The organism is Natronolimnohabitans sp. A-GB9 (assembly GCF_030848565.1).
In the GTDB taxonomy this organism is placed as follows: Archaea; Halobacteriota; Halobacteria; order Halobacteriales; family Natrialbaceae; genus Natronolimnohabitans.
In genome coordinates, this window is record NZ_JAVDDV010000003.1 from 90,062 (window position 1) to 106,993 (window position 16,932).

Annotated in this window: 15 protein-coding genes; 4 read left to right on the forward strand and 11 right to left on the reverse strand. The window is 64.8% G+C overall.

Annotated elements, in window-relative coordinates; genetic code table 11:
* Positions 1-64 precede the first annotated feature (64 nt).
* Both RBH26_RS05360 and pyk read right to left on the reverse strand, forming a co-directional pair.
* Positions 65-475, reverse strand: coding sequence for a hypothetical protein (locus RBH26_RS05360; protein WP_306757083.1), 411 nt, complete (start codon positions 473-475; stop codon positions 65-67).
* Between the two features lie 96 nt (positions 476-571).
* Positions 572-2,329 (reverse strand): pyruvate kinase, encoded by a 1,758-nt coding sequence (pyk, locus tag RBH26_RS05365; RefSeq protein WP_306757084.1) that lies wholly within the window; start codon positions 2,327-2,329, stop codon positions 572-574.
* A gap of 137 nt (positions 2,330-2,466) precedes the next feature.
* Between pyk and RBH26_RS05370 the strand changes: the two genes are divergently transcribed.
* Both RBH26_RS05370 and RBH26_RS05375 read left to right on the forward strand, forming a co-directional pair.
* Complete coding sequence (locus RBH26_RS05370; protein ID WP_306757086.1) at positions 2,467-2,754, forward strand: GYD domain-containing protein; 288 nt, start codon at positions 2,467-2,469, stop codon at positions 2,752-2,754.
* Between the two features lie 81 nt (positions 2,755-2,835).
* Positions 2,836-4,557, forward strand: coding sequence for a formate--tetrahydrofolate ligase (locus RBH26_RS05375; protein ID WP_306757088.1), 1,722 nt, complete (start codon positions 2,836-2,838; stop codon positions 4,555-4,557).
* Positions 4,558-4,562: 5 nt separating this feature from the next.
* Here the strand turns inward: RBH26_RS05375 and RBH26_RS05380 are convergent, their stop codons facing one another.
* A complete protein-coding gene (locus RBH26_RS05380; protein ID WP_306757089.1) occupies positions 4,563-5,411 on the reverse strand; it encodes an NAD(P)-binding protein in 849 nt (282 codons plus the stop codon).
* 308 nt (positions 5,412-5,719) lie between these two features.
* Positions 5,720-7,822, reverse strand: a complete 2,103-nt coding sequence (gene metG / locus RBH26_RS05385; protein WP_306757090.1) for a methionine--tRNA ligase — start codon at positions 7,820-7,822, stop codon at positions 5,720-5,722.
* Positions 7,823-8,184: 362 nt separating this feature from the next.
* Between metG and RBH26_RS05390 the strand changes: the two genes are divergently transcribed.
* Positions 8,185-9,552, forward strand: coding sequence for a sodium-dependent transporter (locus RBH26_RS05390; protein WP_306757091.1), 1,368 nt, complete (start codon positions 8,185-8,187; stop codon positions 9,550-9,552).
* A 13-nt stretch (positions 9,553-9,565) separates the two neighbouring features.
* Here the strand turns inward: RBH26_RS05390 and RBH26_RS05395 are convergent, their stop codons facing one another.
* The 7 genes from RBH26_RS05395 to RBH26_RS05425 form a co-directional block, all read right to left on the reverse strand.
* A complete protein-coding gene (locus RBH26_RS05395) occupies positions 9,566-9,904 on the reverse strand; it encodes a hypothetical protein (protein ID WP_306757092.1) in 339 nt (112 codons plus the stop codon).
* 135 nt (positions 9,905-10,039) lie between these two features.
* The gene (locus tag RBH26_RS05400; RefSeq protein ID WP_306757093.1) at positions 10,040-10,258 is read right to left on the reverse strand and encodes a DUF2892 domain-containing protein; all 219 of its coding nucleotides are present in this window, start codon (positions 10,256-10,258) and stop codon (positions 10,040-10,042) included.
* 159 nt (positions 10,259-10,417) lie between these two features.
* On the reverse strand, positions 10,418-11,503 hold the full coding sequence (gene mfnA / locus RBH26_RS05405; protein ID WP_306757094.1) for a tyrosine decarboxylase MfnA: 1,086 nt from the start codon (positions 11,501-11,503) through the stop codon (positions 10,418-10,420).
* 174 nt (positions 11,504-11,677) lie between these two features.
* Complete coding sequence (gene ppsA, locus RBH26_RS05410; RefSeq protein ID WP_306757095.1) at positions 11,678-14,011, reverse strand: phosphoenolpyruvate synthase; 2,334 nt, start codon at positions 14,009-14,011, stop codon at positions 11,678-11,680.
* 149 nt (positions 14,012-14,160) lie between these two features.
* Positions 14,161-14,934, reverse strand: coding sequence for a methyltransferase domain-containing protein (locus RBH26_RS05415; protein WP_306757096.1), 774 nt, complete (start codon positions 14,932-14,934; stop codon positions 14,161-14,163).
* Positions 14,935-14,937: 3 nt separating this feature from the next.
* Positions 14,938-15,321 (reverse strand): nascent polypeptide-associated complex protein, encoded by a 384-nt coding sequence (locus RBH26_RS05420; protein ID WP_306757097.1) that lies wholly within the window; start codon positions 15,319-15,321, stop codon positions 14,938-14,940.
* A gap of 107 nt (positions 15,322-15,428) precedes the next feature.
* Positions 15,429-15,947, reverse strand: a complete 519-nt coding sequence (locus RBH26_RS05425) for a VTT domain-containing protein (protein ID WP_306757098.1) — start codon at positions 15,945-15,947, stop codon at positions 15,429-15,431.
* Positions 15,948-16,172: 225 nt separating this feature from the next.
* Here RBH26_RS05425 and RBH26_RS05430 point away from each other — a divergent pair, with 225 nt between their 5' ends.
* Entirely contained in the window at positions 16,173-16,925 is a 753-nt protein-coding gene (locus tag RBH26_RS05430; RefSeq protein WP_306757099.1) for a phosphatase PAP2 family protein, read from the forward strand.
* Positions 16,926-16,932: the final 7 nt, after the last annotated feature.

The following is a 16,932-nucleotide window of genomic DNA, read 5'->3' on the forward strand; positions in this document are numbered from 1 at the left end:
CGGATTAAAGGTTGTCGAGCCAGTGGGCACCCGAGCGCCGACTACCGATCGTCGGTGGCGGCCGTTACATCACCAGGCCGAACAGTCGAAAGAACACGAGCAACATCGCGATCGCACCGAGAAAGACGAAAATGGCGCCCTCGAGGGTCGGATTTCCGGGTTCGACCGGTGCCGAGCTCGGCTCCGGTCCATACTGGTCGTCGTCGGTCTCGGCTGTCTCTGTCGACTCGTCGTCGGTCTCGTCTGCACTTCCGGAGAGATCTAACGGGATACGGTACTCCGCAGCGTCGTCGTCGGATCGGTCCTCGCGATTCGGGAGGGTCCAGTCGTCTACGGTCGGCTGCCGATCGTTCGTCGTCGGTTGTCGGTCGTCTACGGTCGGCTGTCGGTCGTCGGTCTCCGACTGGGTGCCGTCCGGCTCGGTCGGCGGCGCTGATCGATCGTCGCCGCCGTCTCCGGACGCGTCCTCTGCCATACCCCACCGTAGCAGCCCCGGCATCAAAAATCCGCGGTCCGTCGACGACGGGCCACTCGAGTCACGCCGATCGTCGACTCCTGTTGTCCGACAGTATCAGGCGCGATCGGATCGCTCGCCGATCGTCCCGCCGTAGACGACGCCGCGTTCGGCGTCGAGGGTCACGACGTCGCCGTCGCCGAACTCGTCGCGGTCGGCGCCGCTGATCATCGGGACGTCCATCTCGCGGGCGACCAGCGCCGGATAGCCGGTCAGCCCTCGCTGGGCGTCGATGATGCCACCGATCTTCGTCAGATCGCCGTCGAACTCCTCGTCGAACTCCGCCGGCAGCGACAGGATCGCACCCTCGGGGACGGCCGAGAGGTCGCCGTCGGTGAGTTCGACGACGGGGCCGGTCACCCGTCCGTCGACGACGACCCGCCCGGTCGTCAGCGCCTCCGCAGCGACGTGGACTTTCAGCATGTTCGTCGTGTTCGCCCCCTCGAGTTCGGTCATCATCCCACAGAGGACGACGACGGTATCACCGCTGTCGGCGACGCCGGCATCCAAGGCGGCCTGGACGGCCTTTTCGACGACGGCGTCGGCACTTTGATCCGAGACACGAGCGTACAGCGGCGTCACGCCCCACGAGAGCGCGAGTTGACGGCGCACTTCGTGGCTCTGGGTCGAGGCGACGACCGGCATGCCGGGGCGGTACTTCGCCGTCTTCAGTGCCGTGTAGCCGGACTCCGTCGCGGCCACGATGGCGTCCGCACCGATATCCCGCGCCAGGAACCGGGCCGACCGCGCCAGTGCGTCAGTCCGTGCCTCGCCCGCGGTCGGGACGCGTTGCTCGAGCAGTTCGTCGTACTCCGCGGAGCCTTCGACCTCGCGGACGATGCTGTCCATTGCATCGACGACCGCGACGGGGTGGTCCCCGATGGCGGTCTCGGCCGACAGCATCACCGCGTCGGTCCCGTCGAGGACGGCGTTGGCGACGTCGGAGGCTTCCGCCCGCGTCGGTCGGCGCGCGTGGACCATCGAGTCGAGCATCTCCGTCGCCGTGATCACCGGCGATCCCGTGTTGCGACACTTCCGGATGATCCGTTTCTGGATCATCGGGACGTCCTCCATCGGACACTCCACGCCCAGGTCTCCCCGGGCGACCATGATCCCGTAGGACGCTTCGATGATCTCGTCTAAGTTCTCGACTGCGCCCGAACGTTCGATCTTCGAGATGATCGGAATCTCGGCGTCTAGCTCCTCGAGCACCTCGCTGACCTCGTAGACGTCTTCGGCGTCACGGACGAAACTGGCCGCGACGAAGTCGACCTCCTTCTCGGCGGCCAGCTCGAGATCCTTGCGGTCCGACTCAGTGACGATATCGAGATCGAGGTCGACCCCTGGGACGTTGACGCCTTTGCGACCGCCCAGTTCGCCGCCGGTCTCGACGCGCGCTCGGACGGCGTCGTCCTCGCGTTCGATGACGGTCGTCTCGATCAGCCCGTCGTCGAGCAGGATGGTGTCGCCCGCTTCGACGGCGTCGATCGACAGTGAGAGCCCGATCGTGTCCGGCGAGACCTCCTCACCCTCGAGGAACCGGATCTCGGAGCCGGTCTCTACGGTTACCGTCTCGCCGTCCGGCAACGGCGCGGTCCGGATCTCCGGGCCTTGCATGTCTACCATTACTGCGACGGGCTCCTCGCGTGCTTCGTCGACAGCTCGCACGCGATCGATCAACTCGGCACGATCCGCTCGGCTCCCGTGGCTCGCGTTCAACCGCGCGACGGACATTCCCGCATCGGCGAGCTCCCGGATCGTCGTCCGATCGCTCGAGGCCGGCCCCAACGTACAGACGATCTTCGCGTTTCGCATAGCTCGAGCTAGCGCGACTGCGAACAAAAAGATAGCCGGTTTACTCGATATCGAGTATCGTTGTCACCTGATGGGCGTCGTCCGTCCCGTCGATTGCCACGCGAACCGTTTTCTGCGCCAGTGCCCTCGGCCGAGACATGGCCACGTACGCCTCGCTCGTGGACGTCGACGATCGTAACGTGCAGAACGCACAGGAGCTCACGTCGATCTGGGGCGAGATCAGGACCGAGTTCGAAGAACACGAGGCAGACGTGATCGACTCGTACGCGATCCTCGGCAAGCACGACTTCCTCGTCGTCTTCGACGCGGCCGATCGGGAGTCGGCGTTCAAGTCGGCGCTGACGTTGCGCCGACACGGGCTGTCCGCTCAGACGATGGAGATCGTCGACACCGACGACTTCTCACAGGTAGTCGACGAGGTCTGATACCGGAGTACGGCGACGCGTGTTTCCAGCCCGTGGCAATCAGGTGCGGTATTTGACTTGCGGGATGGTGTAGACCGTCACATGACGACACCACCGGCGGAGGGATCGATCCCTTCGGACGCGGAGATCGCCCGAAACGCGGGGACACGCCCGATCGAGGAGGTCGTCGATCCTCTCGGTCTCGAGCCGGCCGACCTCGAGAACTACGGCGAGAGCGTCGCCAAGCTCACCCCGGAGACGACTGATCGGCTCGTCGATCGGGCCGGCCAGTCCGAGACACGGTACGTCCTCGTTACCGGTGTGACGCCGACGCCACGCGGAGAAGGGAAGACGGTGACGAACATCGGTCTCGCCCAGGCGTTCGACCGGCTCGAGAAAACGGCTGTCTCGACGATCCGCGAACCCTCGCTCGGGCCGGTGTTCGGACTCAAAGGCGGTGCGGCCGGCGGCGGCTACTCACAGGTACTCCCGATGGAGGATATCAACCTCCACTTTACGGGTGACATTCACGCTGTGACCGCCGCACACAACCTGATCGCCTCCACCCTCGACAACCACCTCCACGGGGACAACGAGTTAGATGTCGACGTCACTGAGGTCGTCTGGCCGCGGGCACTCGACGTAAACGACCGGGCGCTGCGAGAGCTCGTCGTCGGACTCGGCGGGTCGATAAACGGTCGCCCGCGCGAGGATGGGTTCGTCCTGACGGCGGCCTCGGAGCTGATGGCCGTCCTCTGTCTGGCCGACGATATTACCGACCTGAAGGAACGAATCGGACGGATCGTCGTCGCCTACGACGGCGACGGCGAGTCGATCACGGTCGACGACCTCGAGGTGACCGGCGCGGTCGCGGTAGTGCTTGCGGACGCGTTCCGACCAAATATCGTCGGGACGATCGAGGGAACGCCGGCGTTCGTCCACGGCGGCCCGTTCGCGAACATCGCCCACGGGACGAACTCGATCGTCGCAGACCACGCTGGCGGCGCACTCGCCGACTACGTCATCACCGAGGGCGGCTTCGGCTCAGATCTCGGCGCCGAGAAATTCTTCGACATCGTCGCACCGGCCGCCGACATCGAACCGGCGGCCGCCACGCTCGTCGTTTCCGTCCGCGCGCTGAAGTACCACGGCAAGGATATGTGGCCGGTCGAGTTCGACGCCCTGGAAGCACCCGACGTCGACGCGGTCGAAAACGGCTTCGAGAACCTCGATCGGCACGTCTCGGTCCTTCGGAAGTACGGCGTCCCAGTCGTCGTCGCGGTCAACCGGTTCCCCGACGACACCGACGACGAGGTCGACGCGATCCTCGAGCACTGTCGGGCCGACCTCGACGTCCGGGCGGCCGAGTCGACGGTCTATCAGGACGGCGGCGGGGGCGGGATCGAACTCGCGGAGGCCGTCGACGCCGCCATCGACGACCACGACGGCGAGTTCGAACCGATATACGACTCGGCGGCACCTGTCGAGGAGAAGATCGAGACCGTCGCACACGAGGTCTACGGCGCCGACGGCGTCACGTTTACCGACGACGCCCGCGAGGACCTCGAGCAACTCGAGACGGTCGACCTCGAGACGGCACCGGTCTGTCTCTCGAAGACCCCCTACTCCTTCAGCGACGATCCGTCGAAAAACGGCGCACCGACGGGATGGGAGCTGACGGTCCGCGAACTCCGCCCGGCGGCGGGGGCCGGCTTCGTCGTCGCGCTCACCGGCGACGTCCTCACGATGCCCGGGCTGCCCGACGAGCCGGCTGCGGTCGGGATGGATCTCGAGGACGACTGGACCGTCACCGGGCTATTCTAGTGTCATCACGCGTCGTCGGCTCTCATCGTCGAGCCGGCGGACGACCCGTCTCCCTCGAGTGGCTGGCCAACGGAGCCGACGGATCCGGAACTGTCGGTCGACCCCTCGAGCAGCTGGGTCACTCGCTGTCCGCTGACGATCTCGGGGATGACGACCTCGTCGGCCCCGGCCTCCCTGGCGACCGACTCGTACATCTCGTCGCCGACGCGGACGAGCAGTTCGGGGGCGTTCGTCGCCGTGCCGCCGACGATCGCGATCTGGATGTTTACGTTCGAGTCGTCGATGGCGGCGACGACTTTCGACGCGCGGTCGATGCCGGCCTCACGCAGGACGTGTTCCTGTCTGGCGTCGCCCTCGACGAGCAGGTGGCCGTCCTCGCGTACCCGCTGTGCGGTTCCGTCCTCGATTTCGATGACGACGACGTCCCGTCCTTGCTCGGTGAGGCGGTTCGCGACCGTCCGTCCGAACATCCCGTAGCCACAGACGATGACGTGGTCGTCGGTCTCCGAAATTCGTCGTTGCATCGTGATTCGTGTCACCTCCGATCGGATCTGGCCGCCGAACGCCGCTGTGAGCACCGTTTCGCCGATCCACAGCCCCGAGACGACGAGCCCGGCCGTGACCAGAACCGCGTAGGCCTTGACGGCCCGTTCCGGGCCGTCGTGGTGCTCGAAGTGAAGTTCGATGCTGGTCAGATCGACAAGCCAGAACGTCGCCTGTACGAGTCCGACGTCCCCGAGGACGGCGAAGCCGACGATACCGGCGACGGCGACCGTGAGGAAACTGCCGATCGGCGCCAGTATCCGCCGTCGTATCGGATGGTCCTCGAAGGAAGTCGGGAATCCGGGGCGCACACCTGGTGGTTGCTACCATTCAACATAGAGCTATCCGTTGGTGTAATACTGACGTCCAGCGCTCAGTGATACGGTCGCCTGGCCTCACGTCCCGCCGATGGCCAGATTGGGGTCGGCGATCAGGGATAAATCGGTACAGCAGTCCGTCTGCGGCATCGATCGCGACGGCGCGGACGGTATCGGGCGGGCAATCACACTCGAGCGACCGTCGGACCGTCCTCTTCGGCAGTATCGGTACCGATCGAACGCAGACGAGATCAGTACTTACGGATGGGGACGTCGCGATCGAGGTCCCGTAGACGGCGTGACTACTGGACTTTCGTTCCGACCTCGGCGTCGCCGTGAGTCGTCAGCAGGTCCGCCTCCTCGCCCGCCGCGAGGATCATCCCGTTGGACTCGACGCCGAACAGTTCCGCGGGCTCCATGTTCGCCAGCAGGATGCACTTCTCTCCCGGTAGCTCCTCGAGGTCGTGTAGTTGCTTGATGCCGGCGACGACCTGGCGGGTCTCGAAGCCGATGTCGACCTCGAGTCGTGCGAGGTCGTCTGCGTCCTCGATGCCTTCGGCCGATTCGATGCGGCCGACGCGGATGTCTAGCTCCTGGAAGTCTTCGAAGCCGATGCGATCCTCGGCCAGCGGCTCGAGGTCGTCGATGTCTGCCATATCGCTCGCTTCGCCCGCGGCGGTGTCGTCGCTTTCGGTTTCCGCGTCCGCTCCTTCGTCGTCATCGTCCGACGCAGCGGCGACGCGTTCCGCGAGTTTCTCGTTCAACTCGGCGACGCGGTCGTCTTCGATCTTTTCGAAGAGTTCGCCGGGTTCCTCGAAGGTTCGAGGCGGGGCTTCGAGGGCAGCCTCGAGGTGGGCATCGGCGACCGCGCCGTCCTCGCCTAGCTGTTCCCACAGCGCCTGGGCTTTGTCGGGGGTGATCGGCTCTAAGAGGACGCCGACGGCTTTGGCGATCTGGACGCAGTCGCGGATGACCTGCGCTGCCGTCTCGGGTTCCTCGTCGGTGAGCTTCCAGGGCTCGTTGCGCTGGATGTACTCGTTGCCGTACTGTGCGAGTTGCGTTGCTGCCTGCCCGATCCCGCGGAGGTCGTACTCGTTGACGCTCTCGCGGACGTCGTCGATGGCGCCCTCGATACGCGCTAAGACCTCCTCGGAGACGTCCGTCTCTGGTGTCCCCTCGTAGTTGCGGTAGGCAAACAGCAGCGAGCGGTACCAGAAGTTACCGACCGTGCCGACGAGTTCGCCGTTGACCTTCTCCTGGAAGGCGTCCCACGAGAAGTCGACGTCCTGCTGGAGGCCGCCGGTGGTCGTCAGATAGTACCGTAGCAGGTCGGGGTGGAACCCCTCATCGAGATATTCCTTCGCCCAGATCGCACGATTCCGGCTGGTCGAGAGCCCCTTCCCGTTGATCGTGATGAAGCCGGTCGCGGCGATCCCGCGGGGCTTGTTGTAGCCTGCACCCTCGAGCATCGCGGGCCAGAAGATCGTGTGGTGCTGGATGATGTCCCGGCCGATGACGTGGACGATGTCGCCCTCGTCTTTCCAGACCTGTTCCCAGTCGTACTCGTCTTTGCCGACGCGTTCGGAGTGCTGCTTGGTCGAGGCGATGTACTCGATCGGCGCGTCTACCCAAACGTAGAGGACGATGTCCCGTTCTTCCTCGCCGGGGTAATCGATCCCCCACTCCATGTCACGGGTAAGACACCAGTCCTGCAGGCCGTCCTCGATCCACTGACGGGGCTGGTTGCGCGCGTTCGAGGTCCCCTCGAGGCCATCCAGAAACTCCGTGAGGAAGTCGGCGAACTCCGAGACCTCGAAGAACTTGTGGGTACGCTCGCGGTACTCGGCGGGGTTGCCGGTGATCGTACTCGTCGGGTCCTCGACCTCGCCGGGCTCTAAGTGGCGCTGACAGCCCTCGTCACACTCGTCGCCGCGGGCTTTCTCGCCGCAGTAGGGACAGGTTCCCTCGACGTAGCGGTCGGGGAGATACTGGTCGGCGTCGGGGTCGTAGGCGACCTGGATCTCCTTTTCGTAGATGTATCCCTCTTTGTCCAGTTCGCGGACGATCTCCTGGGTGAGTTCGGTGTTGGTCTCGTCGTGCGTGTGGCCGTAGTTGTCGAACTCGACGTTGAACTGCGGGAACGTCTCCTCGTACTGTTCGTGCCACTCTAAGGCGAACTCCTCCGGTTCGACGCCCTCCTGTTCGGCGTTGACGGCGACGGGCGTCCCGTGCATGTCCGAGCCACAGACGTAGGCCGACTGCTGGCCAAGCGTCTGGAGCGCGCGGTTGAACGCGTCGGCACCGATATACCCCCGCAGGTGACCGATATGGAGGTCCCCGTTGGCGTAGGGCAGCCCACAGGTCACCACGGCGGGACGGTCCGTCGGAAACTCGTCGTTGCTCATATACGCCATGAGTCGGTGGCGGGCGTAAAACCCGCCGGTTTTCGATCGCCGACGGCGGGGTGGGACTCGAGCGGTGCTGTCGTATTTACCGATCCCTGTACCGACATGCCGGCGCAACCGCGACCCCGCTGTGGATGCGCCGTCGCTGACGGGCAACAGCCCGTATTATACTGTTGGACAACACGATTCGACGATCGGTCGCGCGACTGCGGCCGTCCCGAGGGTGACGGCCGCGAGTTCGCAACCGACGGCTCACTGACTGCTGTCCGACAGTATTATCGTCGCCATACCGTCTACAAAGCGACTGTTACTGCATTGGACCATCATGTGTATTTTTGACACGTCATGTGATGGATCCGACCATGAGCTCCGTCGACATCCCACGTGAGCAGTGGGCGACTCGAGTCGGCTTCATCTTCGCCGCGGTCGGCAGTGCCGTCGGACTCGGGAACATCTGGCGGTTCCCCTTCCAGGTCGGTCAGGAGGGTGGAGCCGCTTTCCTGTTGATCTACCTGCTGTTTATTCTCCTCATCGGGTTCCCGGCGATGCTCGTCGAGTTCGTCGTCGGCCGTCGTACCGAACGCAACCCCGTCGGCGCGCTCAAACAGATCGGGCCGGGTGCCTGGCAGTACGTCGGCTGGATCTTCGTGGTGACGGGGTTCGTCATTCTCTCGTACTACAGCGTCGTCGCCGGCTGGACGATCCGCTATACGATCCTCGGGCTCCAGGACGGCTATCTCGCCGATGCCGGCGAAGCCGAGGCCCAGTTCGTCGAGCTCGCAAGCGGCCTCGACGCGATCTTCCTTCATGCCGTCTTCATGATCGCCGTCATCGCCATCGTCGCGATCGGAATCCAGCGGGGGATCGAACTCGCAGTGAAGGTGATGGTCCCCGCGATCATCATCATCACCGTTGGCCTGGCGATCTACGCAGCCACGCTCGAGGGCGCCGGCGACGCCTACGGGTACTATCTCTCGCCGGAGTGGGGAACGATCGCCGCCGAGTGGCAGAGCATCCTTCCGGCCGCAGCCGGCCAGGCCTTCTTTACCCTCTCGTTGGGGATGGGCGTGATGATCACCTACGCTTCCTATCTCGGTGAAGACCGGAATCTCGCAGAGGACGGTGCGATCATCATCGGCTTCGACACCGCGATCGCCTTCATCACGGGACTGATCGTGTTCCCGATCCTCTTTACCGCCGGTGTCGATCCGGCCGACCCCGGTGCCGGCGCGATCTTCGTCTCGCTGGCCGCCGCCTTCGGCGATCTGACGCTTGGCTGGCTCATCGGTGCCGTCTTCTTCGCGACCGTCGCCATCGCCGCCCTCTCGAGTGCGATCAGTCTCATGGAAGTCGTCGTCTCCTATGCCATCGACGAACTGGGGATCGATCGCGTGACGGCGACGCTCGGCATCGGCGGCGCGATCTTCTTGCTCGGGATCCCGTCGGCGTACGATCTCGTCTTGCTCGACCTGTTCGATCTGTTCGCCGACCAGATCCTGCTGGTGCTGGGCGGACTGCTCCTGGTGATCCTCGTGAGCTGGTCGCTGGCGAATCTCGCGATCGACGAACTCCAACGCGGCATCGGCGATCTCGGCCCGCTCGGCTCGGCCTGGATCTGGGCCGTTCGCGTTCCGGTCGTCGTCGTTCTGCTCGTCGCACTCGCACTCGGGATCCTCGACTACTACGAGTTCCTCACCGGCCCCTTCGCGGAGTGGCTCGGCGAGCAGTAACGGTTCTCCCTCGCTACTCGAGTTGCTTCTCGTTCCCGTCGACGCTCCAGACGTCGAGTAACACGCCGTATCGGCCACCGAGCAACAGTATCGCGCCGAGCAGTCCCGAGCCGACGACCGTGACCACGAGCGCCGGGCCACTCGGTGCGACGACGACTCCCACCGCCGCGACGAGCCAGGCGAGCCAGCCCAGCGCTTCCCAGGGCTGGCCGTCGTACAGTCGCCAGAGCGACAGCGACAGCAGAAAGCCGCCGAAGGCGGCCGCGACGACGACGGTCTCGAGCGCGAAGGCCACGCTCAGTGCCACGATGCCGAGCGATCCGACGACGGTCACGGCGTCTATCCGGTCCATCACCGGCTTGCTCTCGTCGCGACGGAAAACGTGTGTCGGTTCCGTCGCTCGAGGTTATACTGTCGGACAGAACTATTGTGAGAATTTGTCGCTTCCGTCCGGCGAATTCTCTTCAGTGACTGCTGTCCGACAGTATTAGTTCCCGCCGCAGGTGTCGATACCGGCGACGTGATACAGCGGACACAACTGGATCGTTCCCGTCCCGAGCAAGACGAGACCGACGAGCAACGCGACGGCGCCGACGACCGTCCCGAACGCGAGGAACTCGCCGAGGACGGCGACACCAGCGATTGCGAGTACTGCACCGAGTCCGATTCGGACCACCCGATCGATCGCACAGACGTTCGTCTCCATACGTCATCGGTCGGACGAATCGATGATAAATCGGCTGGTACGATCGTCGAAACCAGAATCTGATCGTTTCATACTGCCGACCAGCACTCGTGTGCGCAGTCGCCGCTCGTGTCCAGCCAACCCGTTTCGGTGACTGCTGTCCGCAGTATCAGTTCACCATCAGTCGTCGCTCGCGACCGGCACGCTCGCACGCACCTCGAGTCGGTCCAGATCGCCGACGAACGACGCCAACATTTCGCGGGTGACGTGGGGCATACACACGACGCGCAACTCCCCGGTCCCCGTCCGGGAGATGCGCCAGCCTTTGGCCCGTAACGCGTCGAACGTCGACCGCGGCACGTCGGCTGCGACCAGCGGCAGCGTCGGCTCGACGACATCGTAGCCCCGTTTTTCTAAGGCGTCGGCGAGCCACTCGGCGTTGTTCTGGGCGCGGACGTACTGGCGTCGGTAGCCGTCGGGCCACAGTTCGTCCATCGCGGCGACGGCGCTTGCGACGCCCGCACCCGACCGGGTCCCCGTCAGCGTCGCCTGCGAGGTCGACTCGAGGTAGGGCGTGTCGACGGCGAGTTCGTCGAGCAACGTCGACGAACGGGCGAGCAAGCCGCCGGCGGGGATGGCGGCCTGGCCCATCTTGTGTGGATCGATCGCCATCGTGTCGACTGGCGCGTGGCCGAAGTGCCACTCGTAGTCGGTAAACGGCAGGACGAACCCGCCCCAGGCAGCGTCGACGTGGAGCATGGCGTCGACCGACCGGGCGATCTCGCCCAGTTCCGGAATCGGATCGACGCGGCCGTACTCGGTCGTCCCGGCGACGCCGACCACCAGTGCCGTCTCCTCGTCGACGGAACTGCGGACGGCCTCGAGATCGGCTCGGTGTGTCTCGTCGGTCGGAACGATTCGCAACTCGACGCCGAGGACGTCGGCCGCTTTCTGGAAGCTGAAGTGGGCCGACTCCGGCATGACGACGTTCGGCGTCCGCGTCGCGACGCGGTTGCGGGCGATCCGCACCGCCTGAATGTTCGCTTCCGTCCCGCCGCTTGCGATGTAGCCGGCAGGCTCCTCGAGGCCGGCGACCTCCCCGAGCGTCTCGATCGCCTCCTCCTCGAGGGCCGACACCGACGGATACGTTCCCGGATCGCCGGGATTGGTCGCGAGAAACCGCTCGGCCGCCTCGCGCGCTACCGGGTGTGGCTCCGTACACATCGACGAAAGCACCCGGTCGAACGCTTGCGGCTCGATTTGCATATCACGCACAAATACGTTCACGGGTTTAGACGTTGCGTTTGTGGAATCGATCGACGGGACCGATACCGTCGGTACAACGAACGAAAACGTCGATTCTCGAGTCGGCTGAACTCGGCGTCGGACTCGAGCGCAGGCGTCTCGACGTACTCGAGACGTGAGTGTGGCAGTACTCCGTTAGCGGACCGAGTCGAGCAACAGCTTCTGCTCGACGCGTTTGACTTCGTGTTGGACGTCGCGGACGGCGTCGATGTTCGCCGAGATCGAGCTGATTCCCTCGTTGACGAGGAACTGGACCATCTCGGGCTTGGAGCCGGCCTGGCCACAGATACTCGTGTCGACGTCGTGTTCGCGACACGTTTCGATGACGTTACCGATCAGACGAAGCACCGACGGGTGGAGTTCGTCGAAGCGGTCGGCGACGTTCTCGTTGTTCCGGTCGACGGCGAGCGTGTACTGAGTGAGGTCGTTCGTCCCGAAGGAGGCGAAGTCGATGCCGGCTTCGGCCATCTCCTCGACCGCCAGCGCAGAGGCGGGGGTCTCGACCATCGCTCCCCAGCGGCGCTTTTCGGGGTCGATGCCCGCCTCTTTCATCAGTGCCTTGGCCTGATAGATGTCTTCGGCGTCGTTGACCAGCGGGAGCATGATCTCGACGTTGTCGTACCCCATCTCGTAGAGCCGGCGGAACGCCTCGAGTTCGTGGGCGAAGACCTCCGGCCGGTCGAGCGAGCGACGGATCCCACGGTAGCCGAGCATCGGGTTGTGTTCCGTGGGCTCGTCCTCGCCGCCCTCGAGTTGGCGGAACTCGTCGGTGGGCGCATCGAGAGTTCGAACGCGGACGGGACGGGGGTAGAACGCGTCGGCGACGCCGCGGATCCCGTCGACGAGTTCGCTGATGTAGGCGTCCTCGCCGTTTTCCGCGATGTATTTCGCCGGCGTCTGATTCAGCGAGAGGATCATGTGCTCCGTACGGAGGAGACCGACGCCGTCGGCGCCCGTCGCGGCCGCCCGTTCGGCGGCTTCCGGAATGGAGACGTTGACCTTCACCTCGGTCGCAGTCATCGGCTTGACCGGCGACTGTGGGCGAACTTCTTCGACGGGTTCGGTCTCCTCGTCGGGTTCGACTTCCTCGCCCTCGAGGACCTGTCCCTTGTCGCCATCGAGCGTGACGACCTGGCCGTCCTCCAGGACCGTCGTGGCGTTGGTCGTGCCGACGATCGCGGGAACGCCGAGTTCGCGGGAGACGATCGCGGCGTGGCTGGTCATCCCGCCCTCGTCGGTGATGATCCCCGACGCGCGTTTCATCGCTGGCACCATATCGGGCATCGTCATCTCGGTGACGATGATGTCGCCCTCGCCGACCTTCGCAAGGTCGTCTAACTTTTTCACGATCCGTGCGGCACCGCTTACCTGTCCCGGACTCGAGCCCAGTCCGTCGACGATAACCTCGCCGGAGGTGTCCGGACTCGCCGACTCGCCGCCGGTCGTCGCCTGGACGCTGCCGCTGCCGTCGGTAAGTCCTGCCGACGCGTCGACGCTGCCGCCGGCCGGGTCGGCCGTCTCGCCGCTCTCGTCGATGGTCGTGATCGGTCGCGACTGGAGCATGAAGACCTCCCCATCGACGATGGCCCACTCGACGTCCTGGGGTTCGTCGTAGTGATCCTCGACGCGTTCGCCGAGGTCGAGGAGTTCGTCGAGCTCTTCGTCGGCGAGTACGCGCTCGTCGCGTTTCTCCGCTGGAACGTCGCGTTCGACTGTTTCACCGGTCTCTTCGTCTTTGACGTGCATCACCTTCTTTTCGGCGACGGTGACGTCGACGTCCCGATCCTCGCGCTCGACGACGTAGTTGTCCGGCGAGACGGCACCGGAGACGACCGCTTCACCGAGTCCCCAGGCGGCCTCGATGATCATCGTCGGATCGCCCGTCGAGGGATGGCTCGTGAACATCACGCCAGACTTCTCGGCGTCGACCATCTGCTGGACGACGACCGCGATGTTGACCGCGGAGTGGTCGAATCCCTGCTCCTGTCGGTAGTAGATCGCCCGCTGGGTAAACAGCGACGCCCAACACTCCCGGACCCGATCGAGTAGTGCCTCCTCGGTGACGTTCAGGAACGTCTCCTGCTGGCCCGCGAAGGAGGCATCCGGCAGGTCTTCGGCCGTCGCCGAAGAGCGGACGGCGACGAACGCCTCGCCGTCACCGACCCCGTGGTAGGACTCGAGGATTTCCTCGCGCAGGTCGTCGGGGAACGGCGTCTCGAGAATGAGTTCCTGTGCGCGGTCGGCCGCGTCGGCTAGGGCCGCGGAGTCGTCGACGTCGACGTCGACGGCCTCGAACAGTTCCTCGTCGATTTCGGCTTCTTCGATGAACGATCGATATGTCCCGGCAGTTACGACGAATCCCGGCGGTACGGGCAGCCCAGCACCCGTAAGTTCGCCCAGGGAGGCGCCTTTACCGCCGACCTTCTCGAGGTCGCCGGCACTGATCTCGTCCAGCCAGAGTACAGCCATTGCTATCTGATTCGACTGGCGAGCGAATAATGAAGGTTGCGAACAGCCGCCACCGTTCGCAACTCGTAGCCGAGTTAATATCTATGTAGGTGTCGGTTTACAATTCGGGTCGCGAACGAAGCCGTGGCCGTTTCACACCGTCGAGCCGATCACACGTTTCGAGCGATCGTCAGATAGCCCGTGTGACCGACCGGGGCCGTCGACGGCCGGGAGCCGCGGTCGTCGAACTGCATCTCTCGCTGAATCGTCTCGCGAGTCCGGACGTTCGCAAGGTCGACCTCGCGGGCCGTCTCGACGACCTCGCGAGTCGACTCGATGAAGGGACTGTAGACGGCGACGAAGCCGCCCTCGACCAGCAGCTCCGGGGCGTGTTCGACGATCGACGCAGCATCGCCCGTATCGAGAGTCACCACGTCGAACGACGAGCCCTCGAGTTCGTCGACGGTTTCGGTCAGATCGCCCGTCCGGACGTCGACGCTGTCCTCGACGCCACCGAGTTCCATGTTCTCGCGTGCGACCTCGGCGAACTCCGGATCGCGCTCGTAGGTCACTACGTCGGCGCCCGCACGCGCCATCGAGGCCGCGAGCACGCCGGTTCCGGTGCCGGTGTCGAGCACTCGATCACCTTGCGAGACTCCCGTCTCGCCGATCACCAGCCCGACGTCGCGGGGGACCATCGGTGCCCCCGTCCGCTCGAACTGATGGAACAGGTCGGGACCGCGCAGTCGCCGCACCTGAAACGCCTCGCCTAGATGTGTCTCGACGGTATCGCCCGGCTGGACGTCGTCGGGCACCTCGAGGACGCCGAGATCGGTCCCCTGTTCTGCGCCGGGTTCGATCAGGAACTCCCGATCACCACGGACGAGCAAGACGGGGACGCGGTCCTCGCCGACCGTCTCGTCGGAATCGCTATCGCTGCTCACGCGTCACTCGAGGGCTTCGACCGCCGCGGCGAGGTCGCCGTCGACGTCCTCGAGTGCTGCGCGGGCTTCGTCTTCGCTGACGCCGGCGCGGGTCGCGACGAGTTCGACGTCCTCGTCGGGGATCGCGCTTCCGGCGTCTTCGTCGGCGCCGCCGGCGTCGCCACCTGCCGTGCCGGCCTCGACCTGTTCTGGCGAGCCGATGACCTGGTAGGTCTCCTGGCCACGGGCGTCCATCTTCGTGACTTCGGCGTCGTCGAAGACGAGATCGTACTCCTCGGTGCGGATGATAACTTCCTCGGCGTCGACGTCCTCGACGTCGATACCCATCTGTTTCATCATCTGTTCCATCTTGCGCGGATCGAGTCCGCCGCCTCCTCCTCCGAACATACCCGACACGTCGCCACCGGCACCCTTTTACTTTGTCGTTCGGCCGGCACTGATACTGATCGCCGTCAGTCATACTGTCGGACAGGTACAGGGCCGTCTAACTTCGCCTACGTGAGGATCGCCAATCCGACCAGCGGGACGGTGACGTAGACGGCGTGATACAGCAGCGTCGAGCTCCCGACGTGGACGAAGTAGCGACCGGACGGGTAGTCGCTGACGCCGGCCGGGACGGCGATCAGGCCGCGGCTCCACGGAATGACGTTCGTCACGAACACCGCGAGCCCGCCGTAGCGGGCGAACCAGTCCTCGATTCGCCGAAACTGATCGGAGTCCGGATCGATCTCGAGGCACGGCAGTCGAGTGAGCACGTCGGTTCCGTACCGCTTGCTGGCGCCGTAGACGACGAACTGGCCGATCACGTGAGCGACCGTCACGAGAACGACGATCACTGCGGCAGTCAGATACGTCGGTCCGATCGCGACGACGTACCCAGAAAGGACGACGCTCGTCGGAAACACTTTCCCCACGAGTGCGCCTTTCAGGACGAACACGACGAACAGCGCCGGCAGTCCGACGACGTGGACGACGTCGATTACGATTTCGAGTGTGGTCGAGAGGGGACTCATGGTGGGCGTCTCGGACCGTCGGTTCCGTCAGCCACGACCGGGATCGGTCTCGAAGTCGCGACGGGAGGGTAACAGCGGCTGAATCCGGTCGCAGGGCCCACGTGACGGCCCGAATGCGGAACGTACTCGAAAGTAGTTCGTTTAGTAACATAAATATTCGCTCGAAGTTTCTCAACTAGAAAACACTCGCGCCCGATTTGACGTGTGCCCACACAGTGTTCGTCGATGTGGTTCGACATCGCGGTCGTCGAAACGATTCGAAACGCCGTTCCGACGCGGTTGGCGGTCGTCCTTCTGCTGATCTCCTTTCTCGGCAGTGTCTACGTCATCGTGCCGGTCGTCGCTGCTGCCGTCGTTTCGAACGTCCGGTGGCGAACGTCCGAACTCGACACGTGGCCGGGGATCGTGATCGGCGGCTACGGCCTGTTCGTTTCACTCAAGCCGCTGTTTTCGGTCCATCGACCACCAGTCGATCCGCCGTTTACGCGGGAGACGCTCCCACTCTGGCTCGAGCCGCTGTACGGTCTCGGTGTCGGATTCGGCTCCGCGAGTTTTCCGAGCGGCCACGCTCTCGCAGCGACGGTGTTCTGGGGACTGGTCGTCCTCGAGTTACCGATCGCGACGCGACGAAAACGGGCTCTCGTCGGCGGCGCCGTCGTCGCGCTCGTCTGTCTCTCTCGGGTCGCACTCGGCGTCCACTACCCCGGTGACGTCGTCGCCGGCGTCGGACTCGGCTTGCTCTATCTGGGCGTCGTACACCGGCTCAGAGCGCTGGCGGCGGATCCGGTTCGGCTGACGCTTCTCGTCGGTGGAGCGTTGGCCGCCGGCGGCTTTCTCTCGGGACGATACGTGGACGCGGCGATTCTACTCGCGGCGGCCACGGTCGCTGGCACAGGCCATTGGCTGCGCGTCCGTTCCGGCACGTCTCCCCGAGCCAGCCGTTCGGACGGCGGATCGGACTCGAACTCGAGTCTGTGATTCGGAC